14 protein-coding genes and 1 pseudogene are annotated in these 13261 nt (G+C 68.1%); 6 read left to right on the top strand and 9 right to left on the bottom strand.

The window, feature by feature from the left end; translation table 11 throughout:
- Position 1: 1 nt before the first annotated feature.
- Both VMD50_RS23355 and VMD50_RS23350 read right to left on the bottom strand, forming a co-directional pair.
- Entirely contained in the window at positions 2 to 1045 is a 1044-nt protein-coding gene (locus VMD50_RS23355; RefSeq protein WP_325431197.1) for an NAD-dependent epimerase/dehydratase family protein, read from the bottom strand.
- On the bottom strand, positions 1046 to 1549 hold the full coding sequence (locus VMD50_RS23350) for a nuclear transport factor 2 family protein (RefSeq protein ID WP_325431194.1): 504 nt from the start codon (positions 1547 to 1549) through the stop codon (positions 1046 to 1048).
- A gap of 275 nt (positions 1550 to 1824) precedes the next feature.
- Here VMD50_RS23350 and msrA point away from each other — a divergent pair, with 275 nt between their 5' ends.
- Positions 1825 to 2340, top strand: a complete 516-nt coding sequence (gene msrA / locus VMD50_RS23345; protein WP_325431192.1) for a peptide-methionine (S)-S-oxide reductase MsrA — start codon at positions 1825 to 1827, stop codon at positions 2338 to 2340.
- 67 nt (positions 2341 to 2407) lie between these two features.
- Here the strand turns inward: msrA and VMD50_RS23340 are convergent, their stop codons facing one another.
- The gene (locus tag VMD50_RS23340; RefSeq protein ID WP_325431190.1) at positions 2408 to 3724 is read right to left on the bottom strand and encodes a cytochrome P450; all 1317 of its coding nucleotides are present in this window, start codon (positions 3722 to 3724) and stop codon (positions 2408 to 2410) included.
- A gap of 129 nt (positions 3725 to 3853) precedes the next feature.
- Here VMD50_RS23340 and VMD50_RS23335 point away from each other — a divergent pair, with 129 nt between their 5' ends.
- Together VMD50_RS23335 and VMD50_RS23330 are read left to right on the top strand one after the other, a co-directional pair.
- On the top strand, positions 3854 to 4483 hold the full coding sequence (locus VMD50_RS23335; RefSeq protein WP_325431188.1) for a TetR/AcrR family transcriptional regulator: 630 nt from the start codon (positions 3854 to 3856) through the stop codon (positions 4481 to 4483).
- Positions 4484 to 4503: 20 nt separating this feature from the next.
- Complete coding sequence (locus VMD50_RS23330) at positions 4504 to 4716, top strand: TOBE domain-containing protein (RefSeq protein WP_066917306.1); 213 nt, start codon at positions 4504 to 4506, stop codon at positions 4714 to 4716.
- A gap of 22 nt (positions 4717 to 4738) precedes the next feature.
- Here the strand turns inward: VMD50_RS23330 and VMD50_RS23325 are convergent.
- A pseudogene (locus tag VMD50_RS23325) lies at positions 4739 to 5628 on the bottom strand (alpha/beta fold hydrolase).
- Positions 5629 to 5662: 34 nt separating this feature from the next.
- On the bottom strand, positions 5663 to 6904 hold the full coding sequence (locus tag VMD50_RS23320) for a sulfotransferase family protein (RefSeq protein ID WP_325431183.1): 1242 nt from the start codon (positions 6902 to 6904) through the stop codon (positions 5663 to 5665).
- Positions 6905 to 6931: 27 nt separating this feature from the next.
- Between VMD50_RS23320 and VMD50_RS23315 the strand changes: the two genes are divergently transcribed.
- Positions 6932 to 7519: a TetR/AcrR family transcriptional regulator gene (locus tag VMD50_RS23315; protein WP_325431181.1), complete on the top strand. Its 588-nt coding sequence runs from the start codon at positions 6932 to 6934 to the stop codon at positions 7517 to 7519.
- Positions 7516 to 8628 (top strand): DUF1214 domain-containing protein, encoded by a 1113-nt coding sequence (locus tag VMD50_RS23310; protein ID WP_325431179.1) that lies wholly within the window; start codon positions 7516 to 7518, stop codon positions 8626 to 8628. The genes VMD50_RS23315 and VMD50_RS23310 overlap by 4 nt, the downstream gene beginning before the upstream one ends.
- On the opposite strand, the gene VMD50_RS23305 is transcribed toward VMD50_RS23310, so the two are convergent.
- The 4 genes from VMD50_RS23305 to VMD50_RS23290 form a co-directional block, all read right to left on the bottom strand.
- Positions 8625 to 9665, bottom strand: a complete 1041-nt coding sequence (locus tag VMD50_RS23305) for an LLM class flavin-dependent oxidoreductase (RefSeq protein ID WP_325431177.1) — start codon at positions 9663 to 9665, stop codon at positions 8625 to 8627. The two genes, VMD50_RS23310 and VMD50_RS23305, sit on opposite strands and share 4 nt — an antisense overlap.
- Positions 9665 to 10189: an SRPBCC family protein gene (locus VMD50_RS23300; RefSeq protein ID WP_325431175.1), complete on the bottom strand. Its 525-nt coding sequence runs from the start codon at positions 10187 to 10189 to the stop codon at positions 9665 to 9667. The genes VMD50_RS23305 and VMD50_RS23300 overlap by 1 nt, the downstream gene beginning before the upstream one ends.
- Positions 10190 to 10252: 63 nt before the next feature.
- Complete coding sequence (locus VMD50_RS23295) at positions 10253 to 11359, bottom strand: fatty acid desaturase family protein (protein ID WP_325431173.1); 1107 nt, start codon at positions 11357 to 11359, stop codon at positions 10253 to 10255.
- Positions 11360 to 11385: 26 nt separating this feature from the next.
- The gene (locus VMD50_RS23290; protein WP_325431171.1) at positions 11386 to 12480 is read right to left on the bottom strand and encodes a ferredoxin reductase; all 1095 of its coding nucleotides are present in this window, start codon (positions 12478 to 12480) and stop codon (positions 11386 to 11388) included.
- A gap of 70 nt (positions 12481 to 12550) precedes the next feature.
- Between VMD50_RS23290 and VMD50_RS23285 the strand changes: the two genes are divergently transcribed.
- Positions 12551 to 13225, top strand: coding sequence for a TetR family transcriptional regulator (locus VMD50_RS23285; protein WP_325431169.1), 675 nt, complete (start codon positions 12551 to 12553; stop codon positions 13223 to 13225).
- Positions 13226 to 13261 lie beyond the last annotated feature (36 nt).

The following is a 13261-nucleotide window of genomic DNA, read 5'->3' as shown; positions in this document are numbered from 1 at the left end:
GCTATTCGGCCCGGGCCGCTTTGTCTTTGCGAGGCGTCTGCGCGCCCTTGAGTGCGGCCCAGAACCGAGCCGCCTCGCGGATGGATTCCTCCACCGGGCGCGGCTGCCAGCCCAGCTCGCGAACCGCCTTGCTGTGGTCGACGGGCGCCTCGGCGCGCATCATGCGCACCGACTCGAGGCTGAGTTCGGCATCCTTGCCGCTCATCCGCGCCCTGAGGCTGCCCAGCGCGCCGAGGGCATAGAGCACCGGGACCGAAATCGAGCGTCGGGGCGGCGGCACACCGGCCTCGTCGGCCGCGATCCGCACGACCTCGCTCAGGGCGATCATCCGCTCGGAGATCAGGTACCGCTCCCCGATGCGCCCGCGCTCGGCGGCGATGATCGTGGCCCGGGCGGCGTCGTCGACGCCGACGACTTCGAGTTGGATGCCGTCCATCAGAAAGGGCAGCTTTCCGAAGACCGCGCCGGCGATGAACGCGCCGTGCGGCGTGCGGCCCCAGTCGCCGGCGCCGTAGGTGGTCGAGACGCACATGGCGACAGCGGGCAGCCCGGCCTCGGCCACATACCGCATCACCAGATCTTCGGCCCGGACCCGGGATTGGACGTAGGCGGACACCCCGCGCGAGCCGACCCTGTCTTCCTCGGTCGCCACGTGCCCGTGCCGCCGGCCCACCGTCGCGTAGGTGCTGGTGAAGAGGAACCTGCGCAGGCCGGGTTTTTCGACGGCGACGTCGAGGACGTTGCGCAGGCCTTCGACGTTGGTGCGGAACAGCGGCGCCGGGTCGCGCAGCCACGCGCGGGTGTCGACCACGCAGTAGTACACGTCGCCGACGCCGTCCATCGCCTCGCGCAACGTGGCGGTGTCGAACACGTCGCCATGAAAGCGGGTGAGCTCGAGGTCGTCGATGGCGCGGGTGTTGGCGGTCGGGCGCACCATCGCCCGCACGTTGAAGTTTTCGGCTGCGCCTTTGGCGACGAGCTGGCGGGTCACGTGCGAGCCCAGGAAGCCGTTGGCGCCTATGACAAGCTTGGGTTTCGTGCTCACTCAAGCGCCTCCGTATTGCTGCATCCAGCGCGCGGCGTCCTCGTCGAGGGTGCCCAGGGCCTGGGCCTTGCGGCACCATTTCATTCCCGCGCGCAGGAAGCGCAGCGGGTTGTAGATGTCTTCTTCACGACTCCACTGGCCATCGCCGGCATAGGTGATGATCGTGATATTGGTCGCGCTGATGACGCTGCCGTCGCCGGGGTCGCGCATCGGGTTGTCCAGTTCGAGGATGACCCGCCCGGTGGACTCGTCGATGACCGACCACAGCGTCGGGAACGCGATCATGTGGCTGCCCGGGAAGGTCGTCATCGTCTGCCGGATCCAGTCGCGCACCTCTTCGCGGCCGTGCATGGTGCCCGCCGCGTGCTCGATGTACTCGACGTCGGGTGTGTACTGCTCGACCCAGGCGTCCCAGTCCCGGGTTTCGGCGGCCCGGGCGACCGTCGCTTCGAACTTCTCGAACGCGGAAGCGAGCTCGCTGCGGGAGAACGCCGGCGTAGTCATGCCGAAACTAGAACACGTTCTATTGACGTTTGTCGAGCGTCGGCTCACCGGGGTCCGGACGGCCGCATCCCGGCCCTTCCGCCGAACGTGAAACTGCTGCCACTTTTTCGCCGTTTTTTGGCAGCAGTTTCACGCTCGGCGCGATGCCGACTCCACGATGAGTGGGCTCTCACCAGCGGCTCCGGTAGCCGCGGCGATTATGCGGGATAATCGGCGGGATCTTTCAGGTTGCACACCACGGCGGTGTGATTAACCGGACGGCAAGGAGGACAAGCATGGCGGCGTATGACAAGGCGATTCTCGCCGGCGGTTGCTTCTGGGGCATGCAGGACCTGATCCGAAAGCAGCCCGGCGTGATCTCGACGCGGGTCGGCTACACGGGCGGCGACGTCCCCAACGCGACCTACCGCAATCACGGGACGCACGCCGAGGCCATTGAAATCGTCTACGACCCCGCGGTCACCGATTACCGCACGCTGCTGGAGTTCTTCTTCCAGATCCACGATCCGACAACGAAAAACCGGCAGGGCAACGACTGGGGAACCAGCTACCGCTCGTCCATCTTCTACCTCGACGACGAGCAGAAGCGGATCGCGCTGGACACCATCGCCGACGTCGAGGCGTCGGGCCTATGGCCCGGCAAGGTCGTGACCGAGGTCAGCCCGGCCGGTGATTTCTGGGAGGCCGAGCCCGAGCACCAGGACTACCTGCAGCGCTACCCCAACGGGTACACCTGCCACTTCGTGCGCCCCGGTTGGAAGTTGCCGCGCCGCGCGGCCGCCGGCCAATAATGGCGATCGCAGGCGCGGCGGAGCCGGGCGAACCGGGTCGCCACCATCGGGCTAGGCACCGACGCGCTCAGCGCCGGTGCACCACGATGCGTCCGCCGTCCTTCGGGGTGAACGCGACACCACGGCTGTGCCACCGCTCGTCCGGTTCCGTCGTGGTCTCAATGGTAAAGTGGCGCAACACGGTTCGCAGAACCACGTCCATCTCCATGTTGGCAAAGGCGGCGCCCACGCACCGACGGGTCCCGCCACCGAAGGGAATCCACGCGAAAGACGACGGCTTGCTTTCGATGTAGCGCCGGGGATCGAAGCGTTCGGGATCGGGAAAGACGCTGGCGTCGTTGTGGATCTGCGCGATGCTGATGATGATCGAATCCCCGCGGGGGATGACCCACTCGCCGAGTCGGAAGACCGGCGGGTAGACGCGGCGGGCCGCGAAATCGATGACCGTCCGCGCCCGCTGGACCTCCAGGATCGCCGCCTGGCGGAACTCAGAGCCGCCGTTATCGGCCTCGTCGACCAAGGCGGCCAGCACATCGGGATGGCGGCTCAGCCGCTCGAACGCCCAACCCAGCGTGGAGGCGGTGGTTTCGTGCCCGGCGGCCAGCAGGGTGAGTAGTTCGTCGCCAATGTCCTTGCGGGACATAGCCGAACCGTCCTCATAGGTGCTGCGCAGCATCAGCGCGAGCACGTCGGTCCGCTCGTCGAAATCAGGGTCGGCCCGCTCGGCGTCGATCAGCTTGTCGACGACGACGTCATACTGGCGCCGCCATTCGGCCAGCCGCCGCCACGGGCTGAACCGGCCATAGTCTCGCTCGGGTTTGGGCAGCGCCGCCATGCGCGACCCCAGGGTGACCCACGGCGGGATCAGCCGGCGCAGCTCGTCGAGCTCGGCGCCCTCGGCCCCGAACACCGCGCGCAGGATGGCGTTGAGGGTGATGTGCATCATCGACGGCAGCGTGGCGAAGGGCGTGCCTTCCGGCCAGCCGGCCGACTCGCGCAGCGTCTCCTCTTCGATGATGCGCTCGTAGTTCTTCATGCTCTTGCCGTGGAACGGTGGCGCCAACAGCCGTCGCCGCCGGCGGTGGTCGTCGCCGTCGAGCGCGAAGACCGAGCCGGAGCCGAACAGTCGGCTCAGGTTGGGCTGGATGTTCCCGAGCTCCTCCGGGCCGGTGGTGAAGACCTGCTTCGCCAGCCGCCAGTCGCCGACCACGATGACCCGGCCGTAGATCGGGATGTTGACCGTGAACACGTTGCCGTGGCGCCGCGCCAGCCGCTGGATCATCCGCCGTCGCGAGACCGCAAAGAGAAGGCCCTGCAGCACTTTCGGCATCCGGGTGGCCGGCGGCAACCGCACGGCCGGCGGGGCGGTGACGACGTCGCTCATTGCGGTGATGCTCCCCATTTCTCCCCTGTTCGGGGTTGGTACCGCGGTGTACCAGAAGCTTTCCCGCTACGGTACTCTGTAGTACCAGACCTGACAAGGTGCCGTGTTCACTCCAAGGGAGCGCCGCCCGTGACATCAGCGGTTGACGACGCCGTCCTTGCCTGCCCCCCGGCCGAATCGGATCCGTTCAGGCTTCGGCTGCTCGAGGGCCTCGCCGCCTCGATAAGCGAGCGCGGCTACCGCGCCAGCACGGTCGCCGACATCGTCCGCCACGCCCGCACGTCGAAGCGCACCTTTTACGACCAGTTCGCCAGCAAGGGAGACTGCTTTCTGGAGCTGCTGCGGGCCGACATCGAAAAGCTCGGCGGCAGCATCGCCGCGGCCGTCGATCCAGAGGCCGACTGGCACCGGCAGATTCGGCAGGCGGTCGAGGCCTATGTCGCCCACATGGAAGCCCGGCCGGCCATCACCTTGAGCTTGATTCGGGAGCTGCCGTCGCTGGGCGACGTCGCCCGCCCGGTCCAGCGCCGCGGCGTGCAGTTGTTGTCCAACCTGCTGATCGATCTCAGTGCGAGCCCCGGCTTCCGCCGCGCGGAGTTGCCGCCGCTGACCGCGCCGCTGGCCGTGATCCTGCTGGGTGGCCTGCGCGAGCTGACCGCGCTGGCCGTCGAAGACGGCCGGCCCGTCCGGGAAATCGTCGAACCCGCGGTGGACGCGTCCATAGCGCTGCTCGGCCCGCGACATTACGCTCGTCGCTGACACCGAACTCGGAGGATGCGATGCGACTGTCGACGCGGAACCAACTCAAGGGAACCATCACCGAGGTCGATCTCGGCAGCGTGATGGCGATCGTCAAGGTGAAGCTCGACGGCGGTGACCAGATCGTCACGTCCTCGGTCACCAAGGACGCCGCGACCGACCTCGGCCTGGCGGTCGGTCAGCCCGCGACCGTGTTCATCAAGTCCACGGAAGTCACCATCGGCGTCGAGTAGCGCCGAAAAGTGCAGTAGCGCTTCAGCTTTCGGCGCGCAGGAACGCCTTGAGCCGGTCGAGGACCAGCTCGGGCCGCTCCTCGACGATCCAGTGGCCGGCGCCCTCGACGACCTCGACCTCGAAATCGCTTATGCGGTCGGCATACCCGTCCAGCAGATCGACCGTGAGCACCGGATCTTTCGTGCCGCTCAGCCGGCGGACCGGCACGTCGACTCGGGCGTCGTTGTATTCGCCGCGCAGCCAGCGGAACACCTCCGTGCTCAAAAAGGTGCGATACCACCGCGAACCGGCCAGCGCGTGCCCGGGCTGGCGCATGCACTCGATGTAGAAGCGGACGTCGTCTTCGGGCACCAGGTACCCCCCGCCGACCCACGAGGCCAGAGCCCGGTAGAAGCGGGCCTTGGGGTCGCCGACCACCCGCGGACCGATCACCGGCAGCGCTATCGGGACTTGGTACCAGAACCGCCAGAGGTTGCGGAGCATCTTGAGGTCGGGCTTCACCCACGGCGCGGAGGTGTTCATCCCGAGAAACCCGGTGACCTTTTCCGGATGCCGCAGCATCATGGTGAACGCGACGGGCCCGCCCCAGTCATGGGCGGCAAGTGTGACGGTCGTAACGCCCAGGCGATCCAGGACCGCGGCCAGGTCGTCGGCCATGTCGTTCTTGAGGTACTTAGACGGCGGCGCCGAACTCCACCCCGCGCCCCGCAGGTCGGGGCACAGCACGCGATAGCCATCGGCGGCCAGGGGGCCGATCAGCTCGTGCCACTCCACCAGTTCTGCGGAAAGCCGTGCACCAGCATCACCGCCCGACCATGCGCCGGACCGGCATCCGCGACGTGGATGGTGACACCATCCCCGAGCTCGACGTACCTGTGTTCGACACCTTCCAGCGCGGGCATAGCGACCAGTGTTGAGAAGGTACTCGATGCCCGCCCGACCGGATCAAGCCAGGAACCGTTCCGCGTAGGGCGCGAAGCGCGCCCGCAGGCACTGCTTCTCGAGCCCGAACATCTCGGCCGACGTTTCGACGTTGCCCAGCCGGCCGCGCCGGTGGGCCGCCAGGTAGTCGGCGACCGCCGCGCGCGCAGGCTCGGTGAACGGTTCGCCGGCCAGCGCGTACACCTGCTCGACGACGCCGAGTTCGTCGGCCATGAAACGGTCGAAGCGGACGTCGATCGAGCGTTCCGGGCCGATGGTGTCGCGATCGCGCACGAGCGCCGTCAGCATCTGGTCCAGCCGGTCGACCCAGTAGGCCGCGATCTCTTCCACCGGCACGGGCGAGCGGTGCATGCGCGCGGAGTAGGTGATCATCGCGATCATCGACAGCGCCACCGGGACCGGGTCGCGGTGGGTGAACACGACGATGCTGCCGGGGAAGACCCGATCGAGCACCGGCACCTGCTCGAGGTGCTGGGGCGACTTGAGCAGCCAGCGCCGCCCCCCGCGCAGGAACTGCATGGCCTTGAGTTGGCGGGCGAGGTACTCGTAGTGGGTCGTCTGGTCGTGGGCCTGGTAGTAGTCGCGCCAGCGCGGCGCGTCGGCCAGCGTCTCGAAGAGCATCGTCGAAAAGTCGTTTGCCAGCAATTGGATTTCTTCGTGCACGTGGTCGGTGGTCATCTCGTGCATCAGCGGGAAGTACGGCATCACCGTGTTGATGACCCCGACCCCGACGTCCATCCGCGTGCGCCGCGGGTCCGGCTCGGTTCCGGCCTCCTGCGGCAGCGGGAACGGTTCCACACTTTCCCAGTACGGCATGGTGCGGAAGGTGGGCGCCGCCGCCAGCAGGTTGTGCAGATGGGTGGTGCCGGTGCGGGGCAGGCCGGCGATCACGACCGGCGGCTGCAGTTCGATGTCGTCGATTTCGGGATGCCTGCGCAGAAGGTCGGTGAACAGGAGCCGGTTCTTGAGCAACTGCAGCAGCTGCGCGTAGAAGTTGACGACGCCGGCCGCGTGCAACCCGTCGATCTCGCGGAGCGCGGCGAGGTAGACGTCGAGCCGTTCGCGGTAGTCGTCGGGACCGAAATCGTGCAGGCCGGTGTCGGCGCTGGCCCTGGCATGCAGCGAATCGGCATCCAGTGGACACTCCGCGGCCATCGCGGCCATCATGTCCAGGATCTGCCGGGCCTCGGCGCGGAATTGGGGCCGGGCCAGATCCGCCAGACGTACAACGTCGCTGTCGGTCATCCGACTTATGTTACTGTCAGTTTCGTAATGGTTGTCGATTTTGGCCGACCCCGCGACCCGCGTATCGACGGTGCGGTGCTGCGCGCGACCGTCGAGCTGCTGGCCGAAACCGGTTACTCCGGGCTGCTGGTCTCCGCCATCGCCGAGCGCGCCGGCACCAGCAAGCCCGCGATCTACCGGCGGTGGCCGAGCAAGGCGCACCTCGTGCACGAGGCGGTGTTCCCCATCGGTGTCGGGACCGAGCTGCCCGACACCGGCTCACTGCCCGAGGACCTGCGCGAAATGGTCCGTCGGTCAATGGATTTCCTGACGACGCCCGCCGCCAGGGCGGCCCTGCCGGGGCTCGTCGGCGAGATGGCCGCCGACCCGACGCTGCATTCGGCGCTGCTGGAGCGGTTCGCCGGGGTCATCGGCGGCGGCCTCGCCGAGTTGCTCGAGCGGGCCGCCGCCCGCGGCGAAATCCGGCCCGACGTGACCGCCACCGAACTCACCGAGGCCATCGCCGGCATCACGCTGATGGGTTTGCTCACCCGCGTCACCGAACTCGACGACGCGTGGGTCGACCGCACGACGATGTTGCTCCTGAAGGGAATCCTGAAAGGAACCACAGCATGACGCACGAATCGACGGCCGCGTGGCACGAGCTGCTCACGACCCTGGGCGCCCTCGACCGCTCCTTCCTCGAGGGCGCCCGCGCCGTCACCGACGATCGCCACATCGCCGACGGCTACCGCACGCTCGCCACCACGCTGGGCGTCGCCTTGGACACCTACCTGTTCCCCGAGCCCGGCCGGCCGCAGTTCGTCGCGGTCAACACGCCGTTCCGCCGGGATCGTCGATGGGGCGGCGACAACACCGACGCCTACTACTTCCTGTGCCCGGTCGATTCGAAGCGGCGCTACCGCATCAGCGGCAATCGCGGTGACAGCGTGTACTTTTCGGTGACGGCCTACAACGAGCCATCGCCGGGCGCGTGGTCGGACCGGGTGGTGGCGATAGTCCGCGACCGCGACCTGGATATCGACGCCGACGGCAACTTCAGCTTCGAATTCCCGCCGACACAAGACGCCGCCGTGCTGATGACCCGCGACTACCAGGCCGACCCGCTGACCGGCCGCCCGGTCGTCTGGCACATCGAGGCACTCGACGAGCCCGATCCCATTCGGCACGGCGACGCCGAGACCGCCGCAAGCCTGCGGGCGGCCGCCACCTGGCTGCACACCATGTTCGCCATCGTGCCGCTGGCGGTTGGCAGCCGCGTCGACGACCAGCACGCGCTCGGCCACGAGACCCCGCACGCCGCAAACGAATTCGCCGCCCCCTACCAGGTGCCCGACGCCAACTTCGGGTGGTCGGCGCGCGACGCGTGCTATGCCTACGGCAGTTTCGTGCTCGACGAGGACGAGGCGCTGGTGATCAGGCACCGGCCACCGCCGTGCCGGTTCTGGAACATGGTGGTGTGGAACCAGTTCATGGCCACCTACGGCGCCGCTGAAGGCTCCGACGCGCGCTGCTCGGTCAACGGGCAGAGCGCCGTGCTGAACAGTGACGGCTCGGTGACCATCGTCCTGTCCCACACGATCACGGCCCACCCGAATTCACTGACCACGCTTGGCTATCCACAGGGCAACCTCGCCTTTCGGTGGTTTCTGGCCGATGCGGTTCCGCAGCGCCCCGACGTGAGACTCGTGAAGGCGTCCGAGGCTCCGGCGGACGTGGACTAGGCCTCGCGGACGAGCTCGATGGCCCGGCCCAGGGTGCTGAGTTTGGCATCCAGCGTCTCGCCGGCGGGATACAGCCGGACGGTGTCGACGCCGGCGTCGCGCCAGACCGCGAGCCGGGACCGAACCATCTCCTCGGTGCCGATGAGCGTGGTGGCCAGCACCATCTCGTCGGTCACCAGGCCTGTCGCGCCCTCGCGGTCACCGCGCTGCCAGCGCTCGCGGACCTCGGCCGCCACGTCGGCCCAGCCCTGACGGCTGTAGGCCTGGTTGTAGAAGTTCGTGCTCGACGACCCCATGCCACCGAGGCTGAAGGCGAGCTCCTTTTTGCGGCCCGCGACCATGCCGCGCAGTTCGTCTTCGTCCGCGGCGAAGGCGACTTCGGCGCCCTGGCAGATGTCGATGTCGGCGCGACGGCGACCCGCTGCCGCCAGCCCGTCGTCGAGGTGGGCGAAGTAGGCGTCGCCGGCGCCCTCCGGCACGAAGCTGGTGCCCAGCCAGCCGTCGGCGACCCGTCCGGTCAGGCGCAGCATCGCCGGTGACAGCGCGGCGAGGTAGATCGGGATGGCGTGCTCGGGCCGGGCCGACAGCCGCATCGGCACCGCCTCACCGCCGGGCCGGGGAATCCGGAATTCCTTTCCGGTGTAGGAGATCTTGGTTCCGCCGAATGCCTGGCGCACGATGTCCACCGTTTCGGCGATACGCGCGAGCGGCCGGCCGAACGAGACGCCGTGCAGGCCCTCGATCACCTGCGGACCCGACGCTCCGAGCCCGAGCAGGAATCGCCCGTTCGACAGGTTGGACAGCGTGATCGCGGTCTGGGCGACCAGGACGGGCGACCGGGTGCCCACCTGCAGGATGCCGGAACCGAGCAGCATCCGGTCCGTCCGCGCCGCGAGATAGCCCAGCGCCGACGGCGCGTCCGAACCCCACGCCTCGGCCACCCAACACACGTCGAGACCGAGCTTCTCCGCCTCGACGACGAGGGTGACGACTTCGGCTGCCGCGCCGGACAACTCGACCGTCGTCGCCGTCCGCATCATCGGACTCCGCGTTCGGCCAGCCTCTTGATCGCGGCCAGCGTCTTACCGATCGCGGCCTCGAACTCCCGCATCCGCACGAACACGATCTTTTCTTCCTTGTCGGGCATCGACTCGATGGCCGACGACAGCCCCGACCGCCCCGGTCCCATCCGCATCCAAAAGTTCAGCAGGGTGCCGCCGTCCCGGGGCGTCAGCCGGAATCGCCACGTCGCGGCCGGGCGGTCGGGTTCGCCCACGGCCCAAGCGAACTCGCGTGGGCGGTCGCAGGCGACGATCTGCGAGGTGGTGCTCCACTGCCCGAACGCGTCATGTTCGTTGTGTCCGACGAAGCGGGCGCCGATCCGGGGCCGGTCCGATCCTTCGGCCCACTCCACGGCCTTGAGTTCGTTGCTGAACGTCGGCATCAGCTCGATGTCGGAGACCAGGTCCCAGACGCGGGCGGGGTCGGCGTCGACCCAGGTCGAGGCCTCCACCGTCGGGGTGTCCGCGTAGCGCGCGCCGGTCCATTCCACGGACCTCATTGTCCCCCTCACCCGGCGCGAGGCAATGCCCCCTGCTGCATCGAGACCACGCCCGGCGCAGGTTCACGCGGCGACGGCGAGCCGATCGGCGGGCTTGTCGGGGCCGGGCTTGCGTGTCCACGAGTCCGGGAAGGTCAGCTTGACGATCTTGCGGACGACGGTGCCGAACTGCTGCAGCAGCGGGCCCCGGTTGTAGGGGATGCCGTAGCGCCGGCAGATCTCTTGCACCTCGGGCGCGATCTCGGCATACCGGCGGGCCGGCATGTCCGGGAACAGGTGGTGCTCGATCTGGTGCGACAGGTTGCCGGACAGCAGGTGAAAGAGCCTGCCGCCGGTCAGGTTTGCCGAACCGAGCACCTGGCGGAAGTACCACCTGCCGCGGGACTCGTCCTTGGTCTCCTCGACGGTGAACTCCTGGGTGCCGTCCGGGAAGTGGCCGCAGAAGATGATCATGTACGACCACACGTTGCGCATCAGGTTGGCCGAGAGGTTGCCCGCGAAGACGAACGGGGCGAACGGCCCGGCCAGCAGCGGGAAGGCGACGTAGTCCTTGAGCGTCTGCCGGCGTGTCTTGTTCCAGATCTCGCGCAGCACCCCGCGCTTGTCAGCGAACCTGATCTCGCCGGAGCGGATGCGTTCGGTCTCCAGCTCGTGCAGCGCGACGCCATACTGGAACAACACCATCAGCAGGAAGGCGTAGAGCGGGTTGCCGACGAAGTACGGCTCCCAGGGCTGGTCCTCGCTCATCCGCAGGATGCCGTAGCCGATGTCGCGGTCCATCCCCACGATGTTGGTGTGGGTGTGGTGCATGTAGTTGTGCGAATGCCGCCATTGATCGGCGGGGCAGGCCGTGTCCCACTCGAAGGACCGGCCGGAGATCGCCGGGTCGCGCATCCAGTCGTACTGGCCGTGCATGATGTTGTGGCCGATCTCCATGTTGTCCAGGATCTTGGACACGCCCAGCATCGCGGTGCCCAGCGGCCACGCCGGCGGCAGGAACAGTAGTGCCCGGCCGCCGACTTCCAGCGCGCGCTGGGCCTTGATGACGCGGCGGATGTAGTCGGCGTCTTGTTCGCCGAGGTCCGCCATCACGCGTTCCCGGATCGCGTCGAGCTCGCGGCCGAAGGCGTCGGCCTGCTCGGGGGTCAGGGTGATCTTGTTGTCTGACATGGCTTTTCTCCTCTCGATTTTGCGAGTTAGAGGGATAGGTCAACGTCACCGACCGGGACGGACACGCAGATCTGCACGTCCTCATCCGGCTGGGTCGACACCGCGCCGGTGACCAGGTTGCGGACCGTCCCGGTGGTCTTGCGCCGGGTGCACGTGTGGCAGATGCCCATCCGGCACCCGTTCTGCGGCGTCAGGCCGGCCGTTTCGGCCTGCTCCAGCAGCGAGCGGCCATCGTCGACGACGTCGATCCCGCTGTCGGCGAACGTGATTCGGCCGCCCGAGGCATTGGCCGGCGTGTCGAGGGCCGGCGGCACGAAGCTTTCGGTGTACACGTTGTCGCAGTGTTCCCGCACGGCCTCGACCAAAGGCGTTGGCCCGCAGACGAACACCACATCGGGTTTGGGCATGGCGGCGGCCAGGTGCTCCGGGCCGAAGCGGCCGGTGAGGTCACCGGCGCCGGAGCGGGTGTAACCGTGCAGAACGCGAACGCCCGGCCGACCCTGCAGGGCGGCCAGTTCGTCGCGGTAGCACGCGTCGGCGGGTGTGCGGGCGTAGTGCACGAACGCGACCTCGCCCCAGTGCCGCTCGGCGATCAGCGTGCGCAGCATCGCCAGCACCGGCGTGATGCCGCTTCCGCCGGAGACGAACAGGATCCGCCGCGGCCGCGCCGCGGGCAACACGAAGTCACCGCCGACGCCGGCCAGGCCGACCACCATGCCACGGCGGGCCCGCTCGTACAGGTAGCCCGACACCAGCCCGCCGTCGTGGTGGCCGATCGTCAGCTCCAGGTTGCCGCTGCCTTCGGCGTTGGCCGGTGAATAGCAGCGGGTGTGCCGGCGACCGTCGATCTCGACGGTCAAGTTGACGTACTGGCCGGCTCGAACGGTGTGGTTGGACGTGAAGGTCTCGTTGGGGGCGAGCGTGAGCGTGACGCTGCGCGGCGTGGTGCGGCGCACGTCGACGACCCTGGCGCGGGCCTCGCCCAGCGTCCACGTCGGCGCCACCAGCTCGGTGTAGCGGTCCACGCCGTGCGGACCGGTCAGCAGGTCCAGCAGGTCTGAGCCCAGCACTCGCTTCCGCAGTGTCTGCGCGAGATTCCGAGTCGCTGTTTGAGTGAACATGTGTATACCGTGTAACCGCTCCCCCCAGGTCGTCAAGGGTTTTGTGCCGGTTTGTGGTAGGGTTCACACAGTGAACAGCCGTACTCCTAGCTCACGGCCGCATCGGTCGGGCCGGGAGCGCTCACGCGAGAGCCCGTCGCGCGAGGAGCGTAAGGAGGCGACGCGCCGGGCCATCATCGCCGCGGCGCTGAAGCTGCTGCAGGACCGCAGCTTTTCCAGCCTGAGCCTGCGCGAGGTGACCCGCGAGGTCGGGATCGTGCCGGCGGCCTTCTACCGGCACTTCGAGTCGATGGAGGCCCTCGGGCTGGTGCTGATCGACGAATCGTTTCGCACGTTGCGCGACACCCTGCGCGGCGCGCGGGCGGGGCGGCTCGACCCGAACCGGGTGATCGAGTCGTCGGTCGAGATCGTCGTCGCCAGCATCACCGAACGCCGCGAGCACTGGCGGTTCATCTATCGGGAACGCTCCGGCGGCGTCACCGTCCTGCGCTACGCGATCCGCACCGAGCTGCGGCTGATCACCTCCGAGCTGGCCACCGACCTCGCGCGCTTCACCGGGCTCAACACCTGGAGCACCGAGGACCTCAACGTGCTGGCCACGCTGTTCGTCAATTCGATGATCGTCATCGCGGAAGCGATCGAGGACGCGCAGACCGCCGAGGCGCTGGAAGACATCCGGCGGACCGCCGTCAAGCAGTTGCGGATGATCACCATCGGGATCGCCGGCTGGCGGAGCAGCCAGTAGCGACGAACGCTACACAGCCGGAGTGAACACGCGAGC

Origin of the sequence: Mycobacterium sp., assembly GCF_035506235.1 — a bacterium.
GTDB lineage: Bacteria > Actinomycetota > Actinomycetes > Mycobacteriales > Mycobacteriaceae > Mycobacterium.
Note: the sequence above shows the minus strand (reverse complement) of the source record. Positions and strands in the feature narration are given on the sequence as shown.

Coding starts and splice junctions, on each gene's coding strand:
- VMD50_RS23350 (WP_325431194.1), bottom strand. CDS start 1,549: ATGACTACGCCGGCGTTCTCCCGCAGCGAGCTCGCTTCCGCGTTCGAG.
- VMD50_RS23300 (WP_325431175.1), bottom strand. CDS start 10,189: ATGAGGTCCGTGGAATGGACCGGCGCGCGCTACGCGGACACCCCGACG.
- VMD50_RS23340 (WP_325431190.1), bottom strand. CDS start 3,724: ATGAGCGACGTCGTCACCGCCCCGCCGGCCGTGCGGTTGCCGCCGGCC.
- VMD50_RS23305 (WP_325431177.1), bottom strand. CDS start 9,665: ATGCGGACGGCGACGACGGTCGAGTTGTCCGGCGCGGCAGCCGAAGTC.
- VMD50_RS23315 (WP_325431181.1), top strand. CDS start 6,932: ATGGTTGTCGATTTTGGCCGACCCCGCGACCCGCGTATCGACGGTGCG.
- VMD50_RS23295 (WP_325431173.1), bottom strand. CDS start 11,359: ATGTCAGACAACAAGATCACCCTGACCCCCGAGCAGGCCGACGCCTTC.
- VMD50_RS23290 (WP_325431171.1), bottom strand. CDS start 12,480: ATGTTCACTCAAACAGCGACTCGGAATCTCGCGCAGACACTGCGGAAG.
- msrA (WP_325431192.1), top strand. CDS start 1,825: ATGGCGGCGTATGACAAGGCGATTCTCGCCGGCGGTTGCTTCTGGGGC.
- VMD50_RS23330 (WP_066917306.1), top strand. CDS start 4,504: ATGCGACTGTCGACGCGGAACCAACTCAAGGGAACCATCACCGAGGTC.
- VMD50_RS23310 (WP_325431179.1), top strand. CDS start 7,516: ATGACGCACGAATCGACGGCCGCGTGGCACGAGCTGCTCACGACCCTG.
- VMD50_RS23320 (WP_325431183.1), bottom strand. CDS start 6,904: ATGACCGACAGCGACGTTGTACGTCTGGCGGATCTGGCCCGGCCCCAA.